We start from the raw sequence: 14508 nt of genomic DNA on the forward strand, positions 1-14508 counted from the left end.
AAGGAGGAATTACCGCAATGAAAACACCCAGGTACATACTAATTTTGCTTTCCCTGGCAACGATTTTGCTGCTGGCGGCCTGCGGAGGCAATAACGAAGAGAAGGCTGAAGAACCAAAGCCAGATAAACAGGAAGCCACTAGCTATACAGTGGAAAATGCGATGGAAACCGTCACGCTCGACAAAACGCCGGAGAAAGTGGTCATCCTTACCAATGAAGGAACAGAAGCTTTACTGGCACTTGGCGTCACTCCTGTTGGAGCCGTTCAGTCGTGGACTGGCGATCCATGGTATAACCATATAGCCGAGGACATGAAGGATGTCCAGGTTGTAGGGGTGGAAAGCCAAGTGAACGTGGAAGCCGTCGCTGCCCTTAAGCCTGATTTGATCATTGGAAATAAAATGCGGCATGAAGATATTTATGAACAGCTTAATGCAATCGCCCCTACTGTTTATTCGGAAACACTTCGCGGAAACTGGAAGGAAAACTTTGAACTGTATGCAAAAGCAGTAAATAAAGAAGAAGAAGGCAAAAAGGTGATCGCGGACTATGATAACCGCATTGAAGATCTGAAAGGCAAGCTTGGGGATCAACTTCAAAAAGAAGTTTCCATGGTCCGATTCATGGCAGGAGATGTCCGGATCTATCACAAGGATAGTTTTTCAGGAGTGATCCTGGACCAAATTGGTTTTGCTCGCCCTGAAAGCCAGGATGTGGATGATTTTGCCGAGAAAAATGTAACGAAAGAGAGAATCCATGCAATGGACGGCGATATCCTCTTCTATTTCACCTATGAAGAGGGAAATGGAGAAGCCACCCAATTGGAAAAAGAGTGGATTGAGGATCCATTGTTCGAAAACCTAGAAGTAGCCAAGAACGGTGAAGTCCACAAGGTAGATGACGCAATTTGGAACACCGCCGGAGGAGTCATTGCCGCCAACCTTATGCTTGATGATATCGAAAAATATTTTCTTCCATAATACAGGAACAGTTTCTTTTAAACCCGCAGGTTTTTCTGCGGGTTATTTGTTTTTCATAAACATTCCTGTTTTGGCAAAGAATAAAGCCAAACTAGTGGAATGGTGAGGCTGGATGGGCAATTTTTTCAAGAAAAAAACTAAAACCAAACTTAAGGACAAGCAATCGCCGGGGGCGGAAAAACAACAAGGTTCTTCAAAGTCCCTATCCTCCGAAAATTGGGAGGCGGCGCTTTCAAAGTCAAATGATTTCAAAAAAATGCACTATATCAGCCAAAAGTCGGGCCGGCCATTTACCTTGGTGTTTGTTTCAACCCTTGTAGATGACGCCAGTATCAACGAGTTCATCCTGCCGGGCTTGCTAACCGGAGACTTTTACGAAGCCGCCGACGTTAAAAAGCTGGTTCCAGCAGCCGATGTACAGCTATCATCTGATTCAAAGGATATAGAAACAAAACTTCTAAGCGGCTACGTGATGTTGACCATTGGCGAAAATATAAACGAACTGGTCTTCATTGCCGCAAAAAAACAGATCAACAGATCCATATCTCCTCCTGAAGTGGAATTCAGCGTAATTGGCCCAAAGGAAGCCTTCGTTGAATCGATTGACCAAAACCTGTACCTGATCAGAAAACGCCTGCCTATTAAGGAGCTTGTAGTTGAAAATTTGCAGGTAGGCAAATTGTCAAAAACACATGTAGCCATTCTCTATATTGATCATCTTGTTGATAGAACCAATGTGCAAACCGTGATTCAGAGAATCAAGGATATTGAGTTTGATGAAATTTCCGACAGCTCTTACATTGTCCAGATGATTTCCGACAATGAAAATTCACCTTTTCCCCAGCTTCTGGATTCGGAGAGGCCCGATCGAATTTCGGCCGTGCTCGCCGAAGGAAAAGTGGCTATCCTTGTAGATGGGTCACCGCATGCATTGTTGGGGCCGACAACCTTGACGGAATTCTACAGCTCGTTTGAAGATTACTATCTAAACTGGATTATTTCTGTTTTTTTTCGGCTTATCCGTTTTTTTTCCGTTATATTTTCACTTCTGGTTACACCGGTTTACGTGGCCGTTCTCTCTTATCATTATGAATTGATTCCAAAAGATCTGCTGGGCACACTGATTACGTCCAGAAGGGTTGTTCCTTTTCCTCCAATCATTGAAGCTTTGATCCTTGAACTGACCATTGAACTGCTGCGCGAGGCAGGTGCACGCCTTCCGACAAAGGTCGGCCAGACCATTGGCATTGTGGGTGGAATCGTCATCGGAACGGCTTCCGTCGAAGCGGGGCTGACAAGTAACGTGCTGCTGATCATTATTGCGCTGGCTGCGCTGGCCTCATTCACGACTCCTATCTATAGGATGGGCAATACCATCCGGCTTCTGCGATTTCCTTTTTTGCTGATGGCGGAATTATGGGGTCTCGTCGGAATCCTGATTGGCTTTGCCTTTTTGCTGACACATCTTCTCCGGCTTACTTCCTTGGGAAGGCCGTATCTGGAACCTATGTATCCCCCAAGGGTTTCCGATTTCAGGGATGCCATCGTAAGGCTTTCATTCAAGAAACAGTCCAAACGCCCTAAGTTTTTAAGAACAGAAAATACTGCCCGTTTTAGCAAGAATAAAGGAGAACAAAAAAAGGACATCGATGAATAAGAAGGAAGGCAGGGAGAAAAATGCGGGAAAAAATTGAAGAAAGGTTTCAAATATCACCGTTCCTCGCCCTCTATGCTATTGTCTCCATGCAGATTGGCATCGGCGTCCTCGGGTTTCAACGGATAATCTCAATGGAGGCCGGTTATGACGCCTGGATTTCTGTGCTCCTAGCGGGAATCAGCATCCATTCCATTGTGTGGATGATGTACAAGATTTGTGAAACAGTTGACGGAGACGCGGTTACTGCCCATTTTTTCGCTTTCGGCGGCATAATTGGCAAGGGAGTCAGCTTCCTTTTCATCCTGTATTTCATTATTTTATCCACCGCCATTCTGCGCGGCTATATCGAAGTCATCCAGGTCTGGGTTTTTCCCGAACTTAGTGTATGGGGCTTTGCTGCCTTATTTTTGGTCCTGGTTATCTATATCATCTATGGAGGTTTTCGGACCGTTGTCGGCATTGCTTTTTTCGGGATTGTGCTGCCAGCTTACCTGCTGCTTGTTTTCGGATTCACCTTCAAGTATTCCGAATTTAGCAACCTCCTCCCCATCCTGGACCATACGCCCATCCAATTATTAAAGAGCTCTTATCACATGTCGCTGACCTATACGGGATTTGAAATCCTGCTGTTTATTTATCCTTATATAAAAAAACCGGAACAATCCAAGAAATGGGTCCACTTTGGAGTGCTTATCACCACTCTGTTCTATACAGCACTCGCAGTCATTACCTTTGCTTATTTCTCTGAGACGTTGCTTCAGAAGTCGATTTGGGCCACCCTTGAAATGTGGAAAATTGTCAATTTGCCCTTCGTCGAAAGGTTCGAATACATTGGGATTGCCAACTGGGTCCTCATTATTCTGCCTAATGTCTGCCTTTGCATCTGGAGTGCCAGCAAAATCATGAAACGGATTTCCCCTTTAAGACAGCGAAGAGCAGTGCTGATTATTGCCCTTGTTTGTTTAGTCATCATCGGGCTCCTGGATACACGCCAGAAAGTCAATATGTTCATGGATCTCACTGGAAGGATGGGCTTTATCCTCAACTATCTGTACGTCCCGTTCCTGTTTGTCTCAGTGCTGATTGCCAGGAAGGTGAAAAAGAAATGAAACTTTCAATTTTCCCTCTTTTAATAGTTAGCATCATGATGCTGGCAGGGTGCGTGGAAAAAGAGGTAATCGATGATGTCAATATCGCCATGGGACTGGGGTATGATTTGGAAGGCGATGAAGTTTTGGGAACGGCGATGATTCCCGTCTACAAGGCAGAATCGATTGAAAACTTTATCTTTAGCTCAAAAGGGAATATCAGCCGTGAGCTTGTTTTTCGGATGCGGCATAAATCGGGACAGCCGATTGTGACCGGCAGCCTGGAAATCGCCTTTTTCGGGGATAAACTTGCCAAAAAAGGCATTGTTTCTTTTATTGATGCCTTCCAAAGGGATCCAAGCATTGGGTCAAGGGTCTATCTGGCCGTAGTGGATGGAACTGCGCAGGATGTCCTTAAAGGCTCCTACGGAAACAGGGGAAATGCGGACTATTTCTCCGGCTTGTTTCAGCATAACGAGGAACAAGGCAACCTTCCATTAACCAACATCCACCAGTTTTTGTTTGATTATTACCAGAATGGGCAGGACCCATTTCTCCCCCTTTTAAAGAAGAGAAAAGACCTCGTGGAAATCACCGGTCTTGCCGTGTTTAAGGATCAAAACATGGTTGAAACGGTCTCCGCCGATGAAATGTTTTACTTTAAGCTCATAAATGATAAATTCAGCAGAGGCACCGTCAGGACCGAAATCAACAGTGATGAAGTGATTGTAAGGAACATAATGTCAAATCATAATATGAAATTATCGGGACGAAACCCATGGGAGGTTACCGTTCATATTACTGTAAATGGAACCATACAGGAATATTCCGGCAGCAGTTTCATGGGCCCTAAAGAAGTAAAGAAGGTACAAAAAGCACTGGAAAAGCAAATCGAGGAAGAATCTTTAAAACTGATTACCAGATTGCAGGAAAATAAAGTGGATCCATTCGGATTTGGCCATTTTGCCAAGACCAGAACCCGAGGTTTTAATTTCAAAAAATGGGAAAGTGATTACCCAAATGCTAAGTTCAAAGTAAAAGCCAATGTCATTATAAAAGAGGTTGGAATAGTGGAATAAGAAAAGCGGAAGCCTTGATCAGCCCCGACAAGCGCTGGAGGGCCAGCTGATGAAGTCGTTCTTTGACTTCAACAGCTGGACCGAATTAGAAAAGCGGTGCCGACTGTTTAGGAGCGACAAGCGTAAGACAGAATCCGCAGGAAGGCGTTTTTTGCCTTCTGAAGGATTATGGCTTACGACTCGAGCTCCTAGGAGGCAAAGCCAGACAAGTGACTCGAGCTGCTCAAAGCTACGCTTATCGCAAGATACTCGAGGAAGTAACTCGAGGGTGAAAACTGGCTAGGTGCTGGAGCTGGACAGTTATCTAAGTGCAGAAGCTTATCTTTTTTCCATAGAAAAGCGCAAGCGCCTTGCAAGGCACTTGCGCTTTTCTTTTCTTAATCCGATGTGGAAAACATGTATTTTTTATGATGGTATCTGATGGAGAAGATTAGACTGATGGCGAACATATTCCCCATCAGGGAGCTTCCCCCATAGCTGACAAACGGGAGCGGGATTCCCGTAATGGGCAGCAAGCCGATCGTCATTCCAATGTTTTGGAACACATGGAAGGTAATCATGCTGATAACTCCGACACAAAGGTAGGTATAGAAATCGTTTTTTGTTTCCATGCCAATTTTCGTAATCTGATAGATGAGAAGGAAAAACAAGCTGATCAAAATGCTCGCACCTACGAACCCGAACTCCTCCCCAATGATACTGAAGATAAAATCAGTATGGCTCTCAGGCAAGTAGACCTCCCGGGTCCCATACCCTTTTCCGGTGGTCTCCCCCGAGCCGATTGCCAGCAGTGAGCGGGTCAGCTGAAACCCTGTGGTGCTCTGGTAATTATAAGGGTCAAGCCAGGAATAGATACGGCCGAACTGGTACTGCTTGACGCCAAGGTATTTTTCAAGCAGCTCCGGCTTCCAAAGGACAAGATAAAAAATCGCCGCAATTAAAGTGACCCCCACACCAAAGATGGGACCCAGGATTTTCCATGAAATCCCGGAAATAAAAATCATTCCGAGCATAATGGCAATAAAAACAAGTGATGTACCCAAATCGGGCTGCTGCATCACAAGAAGCAGAGGCAGCATCGTCACCAAGCCAATTTTAATCAACAGCCAAAAATCGGAAGAAATTGTTTTGACCGGATTCTTTTGATGATGGTCGAAAATGACTCGGGCCAGAGCCAGAATGATGAACACTTTGACCAGCTCGGATGGCTGGATGGAACCGGCGCCCGGCAGGACATACCAGCTTTTCGCACCGTTGATGACAGGTGCAATTTTGGCAGGTGCGACAATCAGGAATCCGAGCAGGGCAATCCCAAGGCCGTAAGCAAACCAGGTCAGCTTCTTGAGCTGGTCCGAATCGAGCCTCATGACTACGCCAATTATAAACATGCCTACCCCATACCAGACAATCTGCTGAGCTAAAAAGTTTTTCCCATACTGTCCTGTCGTCTGGGCACTATATATCGAAATGCAGCTTACTAAAAAAAGCAGGAACAAAATCATAACCAGGCCATAATCAAGCCGGGAATTGTTATTTGGATTGGAAGTCATCGCTTTTTCTCCTTTAGTGAAGAACTGTACAATACTTCATTATATTTTTATCGACAAAAAATAACAACATTCAAGTGTACTTTGGGTATTTTTACATACCTGTTTTTACCTTACACAAAGAAAAGCACATCCCGGGGATGCGCTTTTTCTTTGTGGTCAGCAGCTGCTGCCGCCCAAAACAACAAGGCCATCGTTTACCTCATCGTATTCGAGAGTATATTGTTCGGCTTCCTCGCCAATTCTTTTGTCGATGGCAACCTGAATGCCATTTTCTTTTTTCACTAGATCATCTTCTTCCGGCTCATCCAGAGCCAGTCCAATCTGTGGGCCGCCTCAGCCATAGCCTGCAAAAAAGATGCGGATTCCCGCCGCCTGGCGCTCTGCAAGGATTTCTTCAAGCATAACGCGCGCTTTATCTGTAATCTTCATTTCCACTTTCCTTTCCCTTAGGGGTATTTCCATATTACCACGATGATAATATTGAAATACAGCAACCTGCTCATCTTCTAATTTCGCCTTCAAATTTCGTCTAATTCATGAACAAAACTTAACAGGACTTAACAAAACTTAACGATATTTAACAAATGTCACACTTTTCAAGCAAGTTTTCAGTTATTCTGTTATTAGAGTGAACAGGGAGGTGAAAAACCATGCACGATCTTACATATACACCAGATGAAATTGCAGCCATGTTCAAGATTTCAAAACATACTGTCTATGAATTGATCAAACGGGGAGAGTTGAATGCCTTTAAAGTTGGCAACAAAATGCGGATTGAACATGCAGAGATGGAGAGATACAAAGCGAACTCCGCCGCCTCGCCAGCCAGCGGAATCCGGAAGCCTGCCGCCGAAAACGGAACAAATTATATTCTCCGGCTTGCGGGAAGCCATGATTTCCTCGTGGAACACCTTGTGAAATATGCAGCCAGCCAATCGGCGGGACTGGGCATTCAGCCGAGCTATATTGGCAGTCTCGAAGGCCTGATGATGCTCTACCGGGGAAGTGCCGATATCGCGGCCATCCATTTACTTGACCCGGCCTCCCAGGAGTACAATCTGCCATTTATCCGCCAGCTTTTCGTCCATGAACCGATTACGGTCATCCGGCTGGCATCAAGGGAACAAGGCCTGATTGTTGCTAAAGGAAATCCCAAAAACATTAGGGGGATTGATGACTTTTCCCGAAAAGATGTAACGGTGGTGAATCGGCAGAAAGGTTCCGGGACCAGGTTCCTGCTTGACTCCTGTCTTGCCGAAAGCAAAATCAGCCCGGAAGTGGTCAAAGGGTACGAATTGGAAGAGTGGACCCACCTGGGGGCCGCCTCGCATATTGCCCGGGGTTCTGCTGATGCGGCTTTTGGAATAAAACATGCCGCCCTTCAGCTCGGACTGGATTTCATTCCGATAACACACGAAAAATTCGATCTGGTCTTTCGCCAAACAGAACAAAACCGCACTGCCTTGACGCACTTGCTTGACCTCATCCATGTTACGGCGTTTAAAGAAAGCGTCCAAAAACTTGAAGGCTATGATGCCAGTGAACTAGGAACAATCATTCTTACCCATTAAAAGGAGGACAATCCGAAGATGTTCAAGATGAAAAAGATATTTGCAATCATGCTGGTCATGCTGGTCGCCCTTATGGCCGCCTGCTCCAGTTCAACCGGCACTGAAACCGCAAAGGATGAACCAAAGGAAAGTGGAGAGGTCGAACGCACTGATATCATTCTTGCAACAACAACAAGCACCCAGGACAGCGGCCTGCTGGATGTTTTGATTCCGATGTTTGAAGAACAGCAGCCCTATAATGTCAAAACCGTCGCTGTTGGCACCGGACAAGCCCTGGAAATGGGCACACGGGGAGAAGCCGATGCCCTTCTGGTCCACGCGCCGGATGCAGAGCAGGAACTGGTTGACAGCGGGGATGTCGTAAACCGCCAGAAACTTATGTATAATGATTTTATCATTGTCGGACCTGCCGATGACCCTGCTGGCATCAAGGATGCTGCCGCAACAGAGGCGCTAACTAAAATCTTTGACGCAAAGGCACCGTTTGTTTCCAGAGGCGATGATTCCGGCACCCATAAGAAAGAGCTGGCCTTGTGGAAAGGAGCCAATCTTGATCCGAAAGAAAATGGAAGCTATGTTGAAACAGGACAGGGAATGGGCAGCAGCCTCCAGGTGGCAGCCGAGAAAAAAGGATATATCCTGACGGACCGGGCAACCTATCTTGCCCAAAAAGACAATTTGGGTGACTTTGAAATCATGGTTGAAGGAGACGAAAGCCTTCTGAACATCTACCATGTAATGGAAGTAAATGCCGAAAAGCATGAAAAAGTGAAAAAAGACGGTGCAAAAGCATTTGTCGAATTTATAATTGCCGAAGATACGAAGAATACCATTGCCGATTTCGGTGTGGAAGAATACGGGGAACCGCTGTTTTTCCTATTTGAATAGTGTCGTTGACTAAGTAGAACATAAAATTAATAGAAAGCCTGAATGCCATGGAATTATTACTGGAAGGACTGCGGAAAGCGATTGAAATGATTCTCTCTGGTGACCCCGTCATCCTGGAGATTACATGGAGAACACTGAAAGTATCATTGACGGCCATCATGATCAGTACCCTGATCGGCCTCCCTGCCGGAATGATGCTCGGGCTGATAAAATTTCCAGGCCGCAAGCTGCTCCTGACCTTGATCAATATCGGCATGGGCCTGCCGCCAGTGGTCGCTGGCCTGTGGATCACACTTTTGCTATGGCGCTCAGGACCGCTCAGCGATTTCGAACTGCTTTATACTCCGACAGCGATCATCATTGCCCAAACGCTTGTCTCCCTCCCGATTGTCACCGGATTGACAGCAACGGCGTTCCAGCAGATCAATGAAAAGCTGATCATGCAAATCAAGGCGCTTGGGGCAACAAAGATACAACTGGTATTGATTTTACTGAAAGAAAGCCGTCTTGCCATACTCGCAGCGATCATCGCCGGCTTCGGCAGGGTCATTGCCGAAGTCGGGGCAGCCATGATGGTTGGCGGCAATATCAGCGGCGAGACAAGGATACTGACAACTTCCATTGTAATGGAAGTATCAAAGGGGAACTTTGATATCGCTTTGGCACTAAGCTTTATTTTGATGACGATTGCCTTTTTGATTACCTTCTGCCTTACTTATCTACAGCAAAGGAAGCGATCTTTATGACCTCCTTGATTACAATCGAAAATATCGAAATAAAAGCCGGGGACAAGCCTATTTTAACAGTGCCCATGTTCGAGCTTCGCCAAGGTGAGGTTCTTGGGGTCATGGGCCCGAACGGAGCCGGAAAAAGCACGCTTTTGAAGACACTGGCTCTGCTCGATCCCCCAGGCAGGGGTTCGGTCTTTTTCCAGGGCCAGGAGGTCGGAGACGTTCTCGCGCTTGAAGTACGGCGGAAGTTCGCAGTTGCCCTGCAGCAGTCCCTGCTTCTTGACACAAGTGTTTACCACAATATTGCCATCGGTTTGAAGCTGCGGAACCGGCCCCGCAAGGAAATTAAGGAGAAGGTCGCCTACTGGCTGGAAGTATTTAAAATCAGCCATCTTTCCAAAAAGCATGCTTATCATCTATCCGGAGGCGAGGCGCAGCGGGTCAACCTCGCCAGGGCGATGATTTTGGAACCGGAAGTGCTGTTTCTCGATGAGCCTTTTTCAGCCCTTGATTTCCCAACAAAAGTGCAGCTTTTGAAGGACATGAAACAGGTGGTGGAAAACACGAAGACAACCACCGTCTTTATCAGCCATGACTTGGTTGAGATCAAGTACTTCACACAGCGTTTGCTTATTTTGATGGATGGAGAGATTAAGCAATCCGGGCCTACAACAGAAGTACTTTCCTCCCCCAACGAGGCCGCTGCCGGCTTTATTGGAGAGTGGAGCGAACTGCTGTCCTGATGAAGGAGCCACGCTGGCATTAGCCAGGGTGGTTTTTTTGTGCAGGTTTTTGATTTGGGGCAGATGGGCGTTTTCATTGTGACCCTTTTTCTGCTTTCCTGCCATTTTGGGGCACATTGAGCTCTTCATTGTGACCCGTTTTCTGCTTTCCTGCCTTTTTAGGTCACATTGACCCCTTCATCGTGACCCATTTTCCGCTTCCACTCCATTTTGGGGCACATTGAAACCGTCATTGTGACCCGTTTTCTGCTTTCCCGCCATTTTGGGGCACATTGAGCGGGTCATCGTGACCCGTTTTCCGCTTTCCTGCCATTTTGGGGCACATTGAACGGGTCATCGTGACCCGTTTCCTGCTTCCACTCCATTTTGGGGCACATTGACCCGTGACACCGGGGGGTTTGGTTTTTATTTTTACGAAGAACATGTTTCAATGAAAGAAGCGAAAATTAAAATAGCTGGAGGAATGATTATGAAGTATGGAATCGTTACGGGGGCCTCAAAGGGGCTCGGGGAAGGCATTGCCCGAAAGATGCTTGATGAAAAGATCAATCTTATTGCTGTTTCCCGCAATGAAAATCAGGAACTTAGAGAGGCAGCAGCCCATGCTGGCCTTCAGTACGAGTTTTATCCATGCGACCTGGGTTCTGTAACAGATATCTCTAAAGTTTTTAACGAAATAGCTGAAGCATTGTACAACAGGAAGCCGGAGGCAGTCTATCTGGTCAACAATGCAGGTGTTATTCAACCCATCGATATCGCAGGCGCCCTTGAGGAAACGGCCATACTCTATAACATCCAGGTAAACCTTGCTGCCCCTGTGCTAATCTGCAATCTGTTCCTGAAAAAAGCGGAGGAAACTGGCAGCCAGCTTTACATTGCCAATGTCACTTCAGGAGCGGCAGAGCGGCCGGTCCATGGCTGGAGCATGTACTGCAGCACGAAGGCAGCCATCAACATGTTCACCCGGACAGCCGCCCTTGAGCTCAATAATCGCCAAAGCACATCGAAAGTCATTGCCTACAGCCCGGGAATCATGGATACCGGAATGCAGGAGACAATCCGTTCCTCCACTCAGGACGCCTTTATTGAAGTTGGCAAGTTCCGTGAATTTAAAGAGAAAAACATGCTGAGATCCCCGGGTGAAGTCGGCGAAGTCCTCGTCAGGCTGCTTGTGGATGGTGAGGTCGAAAACGGCCGGGTCTATCATGTGAATGAGCTGCTTTGAAGCAGCTCATTCACCGGCTGGAAATAATATTTTGAAAGTGGTTCCCTTGCCAACTTCACTTTCCACGTGGATGCTTCCTTTATGCGCCTCGACAAGTGCCTTGACGATGGACAGGCCGATGCCGATTCCGCCTGTTTTGCGGTCACGGGATTTATCGCCGCGGTAAAAGCGTTCAAAAATATGCGGCAAATCCTTTTCGGCAATACCCACGCCCTCATCCTCGACAAGGAAGCCGGCCATTCTTCCCTCCTGGACGGCAGAAACGGTAACCTTCCGATTTTCGGGGCTGTATTTCAAGGCATTATTGATCACATTGGTGAGGATCTGGACAATTTTATCACGGTCTCCGTGGAACACCATCGGAGAGCTGGGCGGAACAACCTCCAGCTCGACGTCCTTTTCCCTGAAAACAGGGAAAAGCAATTCCTTCATGGACCCCAGCAGCTCCCCTGCCTCAAGTTCGATTTTATCAAGCCTGATTTGCGGATTTTCGGCCGCCAGCAATTTCTCAAGTTCATTCACCAGCCTGACCAGCCGCATCATTTCGTTATGGCTCTGTTTCAGCCGCTCGGGAGTCGGCTCCCAGATTCCATCCTGGAAGGCCTCAATCTGGCTTCGCAATGTGGCTAGCGGCGTGCGGAGCTCATGTGCCAGATCTCCGGTGAATTCCTTGCGCAGGCGCTCCTCTTTTTCAAGCGACATTGAAAGGTCATTAAAAGCGATGCCCAGGCGCTTCATCTCCAGCGACAGGTCGTCGAGCGGAACCCTGACACCTTTTTTCCGTTTTGTCAGCTCCTCGACTGCCCCGGATAGGCTGTTCAGACCGGCCGTGAGCCGCTTGGAAAACAGCATGCTGAAGAACAGCGCCAAAAGGACTGTTACGGCAACGGCGGTAAGCAAGTACTTTTTTATGGTTTGAAGGAACACATATTCACTGTCGATAAACCCTTTTGGATAATAGACCTTTAAGACGGCGAGCGTCCGTCCTTCAAGCTTGATCGGCTCCGTGGCCGTCAGCCAGCTGTCTTCCAGGTAAGGATTATTCCTCATTCCCAGCCCTTCCATGATTCCTCTTATTGAGGTGGAATCCATCAGCAGAATTTCATTTGGGGTATACAGCTTATAATACAGGCTGTCTGTCATTGCCTGTTCATAAAAAAGCTGTGATACCCGTTCCCCTGTAAAAGCACCGCGCTCCTTGTATTCCAGCTTTAATGCATTCACAAGCTGGCTGACTCTTTGGGTCCTGTTTTCATTGATATAATGGTTGAAGCTCGCTTCAAATCCCCATTGGAGACTGAAACTGACAACCATGATACCCGTCAGGGACACAAGCAATAGGTAAAAAAGGATTTTAGAACGCAGCGTTTTCAGCATCCGGGGCTCCTCCAAACTTATAGCCCATGCCAAACACTGTCAGGATATATTTCGGATCCCTGGCATCACACTCAATTTTCTTCCGCAGGTTCTTGATATGAGTGTCAATGCTGCGTTCATAGCCTTCATAGGCAAATCCGTCCTCCTGGATCTTATCAAGCAAATCCATCCGGCTGTACACGCGGCCAGGATTTTTCGCCATATTGGACAGAAGCCTGTATTCAATCGGAGTCACACTGATGGGATTTCCTTGTGCAGCGACCTCTTTTTTATACAGATCAATCACCAGTTCATGGTTATTAAAGCTTAGCTGATCCGCCTGCACAGCAGGAGCAGCCCTTTTCGAACGCCTTAGGATCGCCTGGATCCTGACGATTACCTCGCGCGGGGAGAACGGCTTGGTTACATAATCATCGGCTCCCATCATAATTCCGCTTATTTTTTCTTCTTCCCCCGATTTCGCTGTCAGCATCAGGATCGGCACATCGGATTCCTTGCGGAGCAGCCTGCAGATATCCTCGCCCGATATGTCCGGAAGCATCAAATCGAGCACAATCAAATCCGGTATCACGCTGTCGGCCTTTCTCAAGGCATCGACACCATTATCCGAAGTCACAACCTCAAAGCCATCCTTCCGCAAATAGGCCTCCAGCACTTCAGTTATCATCCGCTCATCATCCACCAGCAGGATTTTTTGGCTCATCGCCCTCTCTCCTTCTACCAAAAATCAATCTTCACAACTTCCACATAACTTCTCCATAACATCTTCATACCTACTTATTATTATAAAGACAAGAAGACAGCAGAACGTCGGCGAAAAAAGGACAAATTGGCAACAAATCCTGCGCTGGCAAGCTGTTTAACATCCTAACACTGTATCTGCCATTAATAGGGATCCGGAAAAATTCCTGGCTGAAAATCGGCAAACTTCAAGGACTCCCGATTTTCGAAAATGTTCAAAGTGCTCTTGGCTTTAAATGTTTTACAAACTTCCCTTTTTTAACAACTGGTTTTGCTTGGCAAAACCTCCCTTATCCATAGGCTGGCAGATGCCAGCCTCTTTTTTTTGCTTAAGGTACAAATAAAACGCCTCCCGCTAGGCAAAATAAGGACGATAAAAACTAGAGGAGGCTTCATATGACAAAGAAATTCAACAAAGGCAGCCGAAACCAAAACTCTCCCCAGGCCGGGCACCAGATGGCAGAAACACTTGACGGACCAGTCAGCGGAGACAATAGCAAGGGCAATAAAAGAAACAAGGACCAAAACGATAAAACAGACTAAACGAAAAAGGGTTCGGAATGTCGTCATTCCGAACCTTTCTTGTCTATATACTGAAAGAACTATTCTTTCTCTTTATTGACTTTAATAGCGGGTGTGTTGTTTCCGGCATAAATTGGCGAATTATCTGCATTTCCGCCATCGCCGTAAAAATCGTCCTGAATCTGCCTGTTCGCTTCTTCGGCTTCTGTATCCATGCTGCCGATTGTGTTCTCAATGCGGCTGCGCTCTTTGGAATTCTGGCCTGGTTGAATCTTAACTTGAGAAGTATCGTTATCAGCCATTGTGAATCCTCCTGTCCTTGGATTGTTCTACAATAATTTCCCCTAATCAAATGG

General features: G+C 46.7%; 15 protein-coding genes. 10 read left to right on the forward strand and 5 right to left on the reverse strand.

Going from position 1 to position 14508, the window contains the following annotated elements:
* Positions 1-17: 17 nt before the first annotated feature.
* From ADU22_RS01040 to ADU22_RS01055, 4 genes are all read left to right on the forward strand, one after another.
* Positions 18-980, forward strand: coding sequence for an ABC transporter substrate-binding protein (locus ADU22_RS01040; protein ID WP_053360492.1), 963 nt, complete (start codon positions 18-20; stop codon positions 978-980).
* A gap of 112 nt (positions 981-1092) precedes the next feature.
* Positions 1093-2637 (forward strand): spore germination protein, encoded by a 1545-nt coding sequence (locus ADU22_RS01045; RefSeq protein ID WP_082252755.1) that lies wholly within the window; start codon positions 1093-1095, stop codon positions 2635-2637.
* Between the two features lie 20 nt (positions 2638-2657).
* Positions 2658-3746: a GerAB/ArcD/ProY family transporter gene (locus tag ADU22_RS01050; RefSeq protein ID WP_053360493.1), complete on the forward strand. Its 1089-nt coding sequence runs from the start codon at positions 2658-2660 to the stop codon at positions 3744-3746.
* The gene (locus ADU22_RS01055) at positions 3743-4804 is read left to right on the forward strand and encodes a Ger(x)C family spore germination protein (RefSeq protein ID WP_053360494.1); all 1062 of its coding nucleotides are present in this window, start codon (positions 3743-3745) and stop codon (positions 4802-4804) included. The genes ADU22_RS01050 and ADU22_RS01055 overlap by 4 nt, the downstream gene beginning before the upstream one ends.
* 377 nt (positions 4805-5181) lie before the next feature.
* On the opposite strand, the gene rodA is transcribed toward ADU22_RS01055, so the two are convergent.
* Entirely contained in the window at positions 5182-6354 is a 1173-nt protein-coding gene (gene rodA / locus ADU22_RS01060; RefSeq protein WP_053360495.1) for a rod shape-determining protein RodA, read from the reverse strand.
* Between the two features lie 156 nt (positions 6355-6510).
* Positions 6511-6636 (reverse strand): hypothetical protein, encoded by a 126-nt coding sequence (locus ADU22_RS25360; protein WP_286132254.1) that lies wholly within the window; start codon positions 6634-6636, stop codon positions 6511-6513.
* Between the two features lie 368 nt (positions 6637-7004).
* Between ADU22_RS25360 and ADU22_RS01065 the strand changes: the two genes are divergently transcribed.
* From ADU22_RS01065 to ADU22_RS01085, 5 genes are all read left to right on the forward strand, one after another.
* On the forward strand, positions 7005-7925 hold the full coding sequence (locus tag ADU22_RS01065; protein ID WP_053360496.1) for a helix-turn-helix transcriptional regulator: 921 nt from the start codon (positions 7005-7007) through the stop codon (positions 7923-7925).
* 18 nt (positions 7926-7943) lie between these two features.
* The gene (locus tag ADU22_RS01070) at positions 7944-8813 is read left to right on the forward strand and encodes an ABC transporter substrate-binding protein (protein ID WP_197280006.1); all 870 of its coding nucleotides are present in this window, start codon (positions 7944-7946) and stop codon (positions 8811-8813) included.
* 47 nt (positions 8814-8860) lie between these two features.
* On the forward strand, positions 8861-9559 hold the full coding sequence (locus tag ADU22_RS01075; RefSeq protein ID WP_053360497.1) for an ABC transporter permease: 699 nt from the start codon (positions 8861-8863) through the stop codon (positions 9557-9559).
* Positions 9556-10287, forward strand: a complete 732-nt coding sequence (locus ADU22_RS01080) for an ABC transporter ATP-binding protein (protein ID WP_053360498.1) — start codon at positions 9556-9558, stop codon at positions 10285-10287. The genes ADU22_RS01075 and ADU22_RS01080 overlap by 4 nt, the downstream gene beginning before the upstream one ends.
* A 469-nt stretch (positions 10288-10756) precedes the next feature.
* A complete protein-coding gene (locus ADU22_RS01085; protein ID WP_053364417.1) occupies positions 10757-11512 on the forward strand; it encodes a (S)-benzoin forming benzil reductase in 756 nt (251 codons plus the stop codon).
* A 6-nt stretch (positions 11513-11518) separates the two neighbouring features.
* Here ADU22_RS01085 and ADU22_RS01090 read toward each other — a convergent pair whose 3' ends face one another.
* Both ADU22_RS01090 and ADU22_RS01095 read right to left on the reverse strand, forming a co-directional pair.
* Positions 11519-12889: a sensor histidine kinase gene (locus tag ADU22_RS01090; protein WP_053360499.1), complete on the reverse strand. Its 1371-nt coding sequence runs from the start codon at positions 12887-12889 to the stop codon at positions 11519-11521.
* Positions 12867-13592 carry a response regulator transcription factor gene (locus tag ADU22_RS01095; protein ID WP_053360500.1) on the reverse strand — a complete coding sequence of 242 codons (726 nt, stop codon included), beginning with the start codon at positions 13590-13592 and terminating at the stop codon, positions 12867-12869. Before ADU22_RS01095 ends, ADU22_RS01090 begins: the two co-directional genes overlap by 23 nt.
* A gap of 434 nt (positions 13593-14026) precedes the next feature.
* On the opposite strand from ADU22_RS01095, the gene ADU22_RS24865 reads away from it, so the two are divergent.
* On the forward strand, positions 14027-14173 hold the full coding sequence (locus ADU22_RS24865) for a hypothetical protein (protein WP_197280007.1): 147 nt from the start codon (positions 14027-14029) through the stop codon (positions 14171-14173).
* A gap of 59 nt (positions 14174-14232) precedes the next feature.
* Here the strand turns inward: ADU22_RS24865 and ADU22_RS01100 are convergent, their stop codons facing one another.
* The gene (locus ADU22_RS01100) at positions 14233-14454 is read right to left on the reverse strand and encodes a hypothetical protein (RefSeq protein ID WP_053360501.1); all 222 of its coding nucleotides are present in this window, start codon (positions 14452-14454) and stop codon (positions 14233-14235) included.
* Positions 14455-14508 lie beyond the last annotated feature (54 nt).

Origin of the sequence: Bacillus sp. FJAT-27251 (assembly GCF_001273925.1) — a bacterium.
Lineage (GTDB): Bacteria > Bacillota > Bacilli > Bacillales > Cytobacillaceae > Mesobacillus_B.

Excerpts from the sequence above, each read along its gene's own strand:
- ADU22_RS01065 (WP_053360496.1), top strand. The coding sequence starts at position 7,005 with ATGCACGATCTTACATATACACCAGATGAAATTGCAGCCATGTTCAAG.
- ADU22_RS01100 (WP_053360501.1), bottom strand. The coding sequence starts at position 14,454 with ATGGCTGATAACGATACTTCTCAAGTTAAGATTCAACCAGGCCAGAAT.
- ADU22_RS01040 (WP_053360492.1), top strand. The coding sequence starts at position 18 with ATGAAAACACCCAGGTACATACTAATTTTGCTTTCCCTGGCAACGATT.
- ADU22_RS01050 (WP_053360493.1), top strand. The coding sequence starts at position 2,658 with ATGCGGGAAAAAATTGAAGAAAGGTTTCAAATATCACCGTTCCTCGCC.
- ADU22_RS01045 (WP_082252755.1), top strand. The coding sequence starts at position 1,093 with ATGGGCAATTTTTTCAAGAAAAAAACTAAAACCAAACTTAAGGACAAG.
- ADU22_RS01075 (WP_053360497.1), top strand. The coding sequence starts at position 8,861 with ATGGAATTATTACTGGAAGGACTGCGGAAAGCGATTGAAATGATTCTC.
- ADU22_RS01085 (WP_053364417.1), top strand. The coding sequence starts at position 10,757 with ATGAAGTATGGAATCGTTACGGGGGCCTCAAAGGGGCTCGGGGAAGGC.
- ADU22_RS01090 (WP_053360499.1), bottom strand. The coding sequence starts at position 12,889 with ATGCTGAAAACGCTGCGTTCTAAAATCCTTTTTTACCTATTGCTTGTG.
- ADU22_RS24865 (WP_197280007.1), top strand. The coding sequence starts at position 14,027 with ATGACAAAGAAATTCAACAAAGGCAGCCGAAACCAAAACTCTCCCCAG.
- ADU22_RS01055 (WP_053360494.1), top strand. The coding sequence starts at position 3,743 with ATGAAACTTTCAATTTTCCCTCTTTTAATAGTTAGCATCATGATGCTG.
- rodA (WP_053360495.1), bottom strand. The coding sequence starts at position 6,354 with ATGACTTCCAATCCAAATAACAATTCCCGGCTTGATTATGGCCTGGTT.
- ADU22_RS01070 (WP_197280006.1), top strand. The coding sequence starts at position 7,944 with ATGTTCAAGATGAAAAAGATATTTGCAATCATGCTGGTCATGCTGGTC.
- ADU22_RS01095 (WP_053360500.1), bottom strand. The coding sequence starts at position 13,592 with ATGAGCCAAAAAATCCTGCTGGTGGATGATGAGCGGATGATAACTGAA.
- ADU22_RS01080 (WP_053360498.1), top strand. The coding sequence starts at position 9,556 with ATGACCTCCTTGATTACAATCGAAAATATCGAAATAAAAGCCGGGGAC.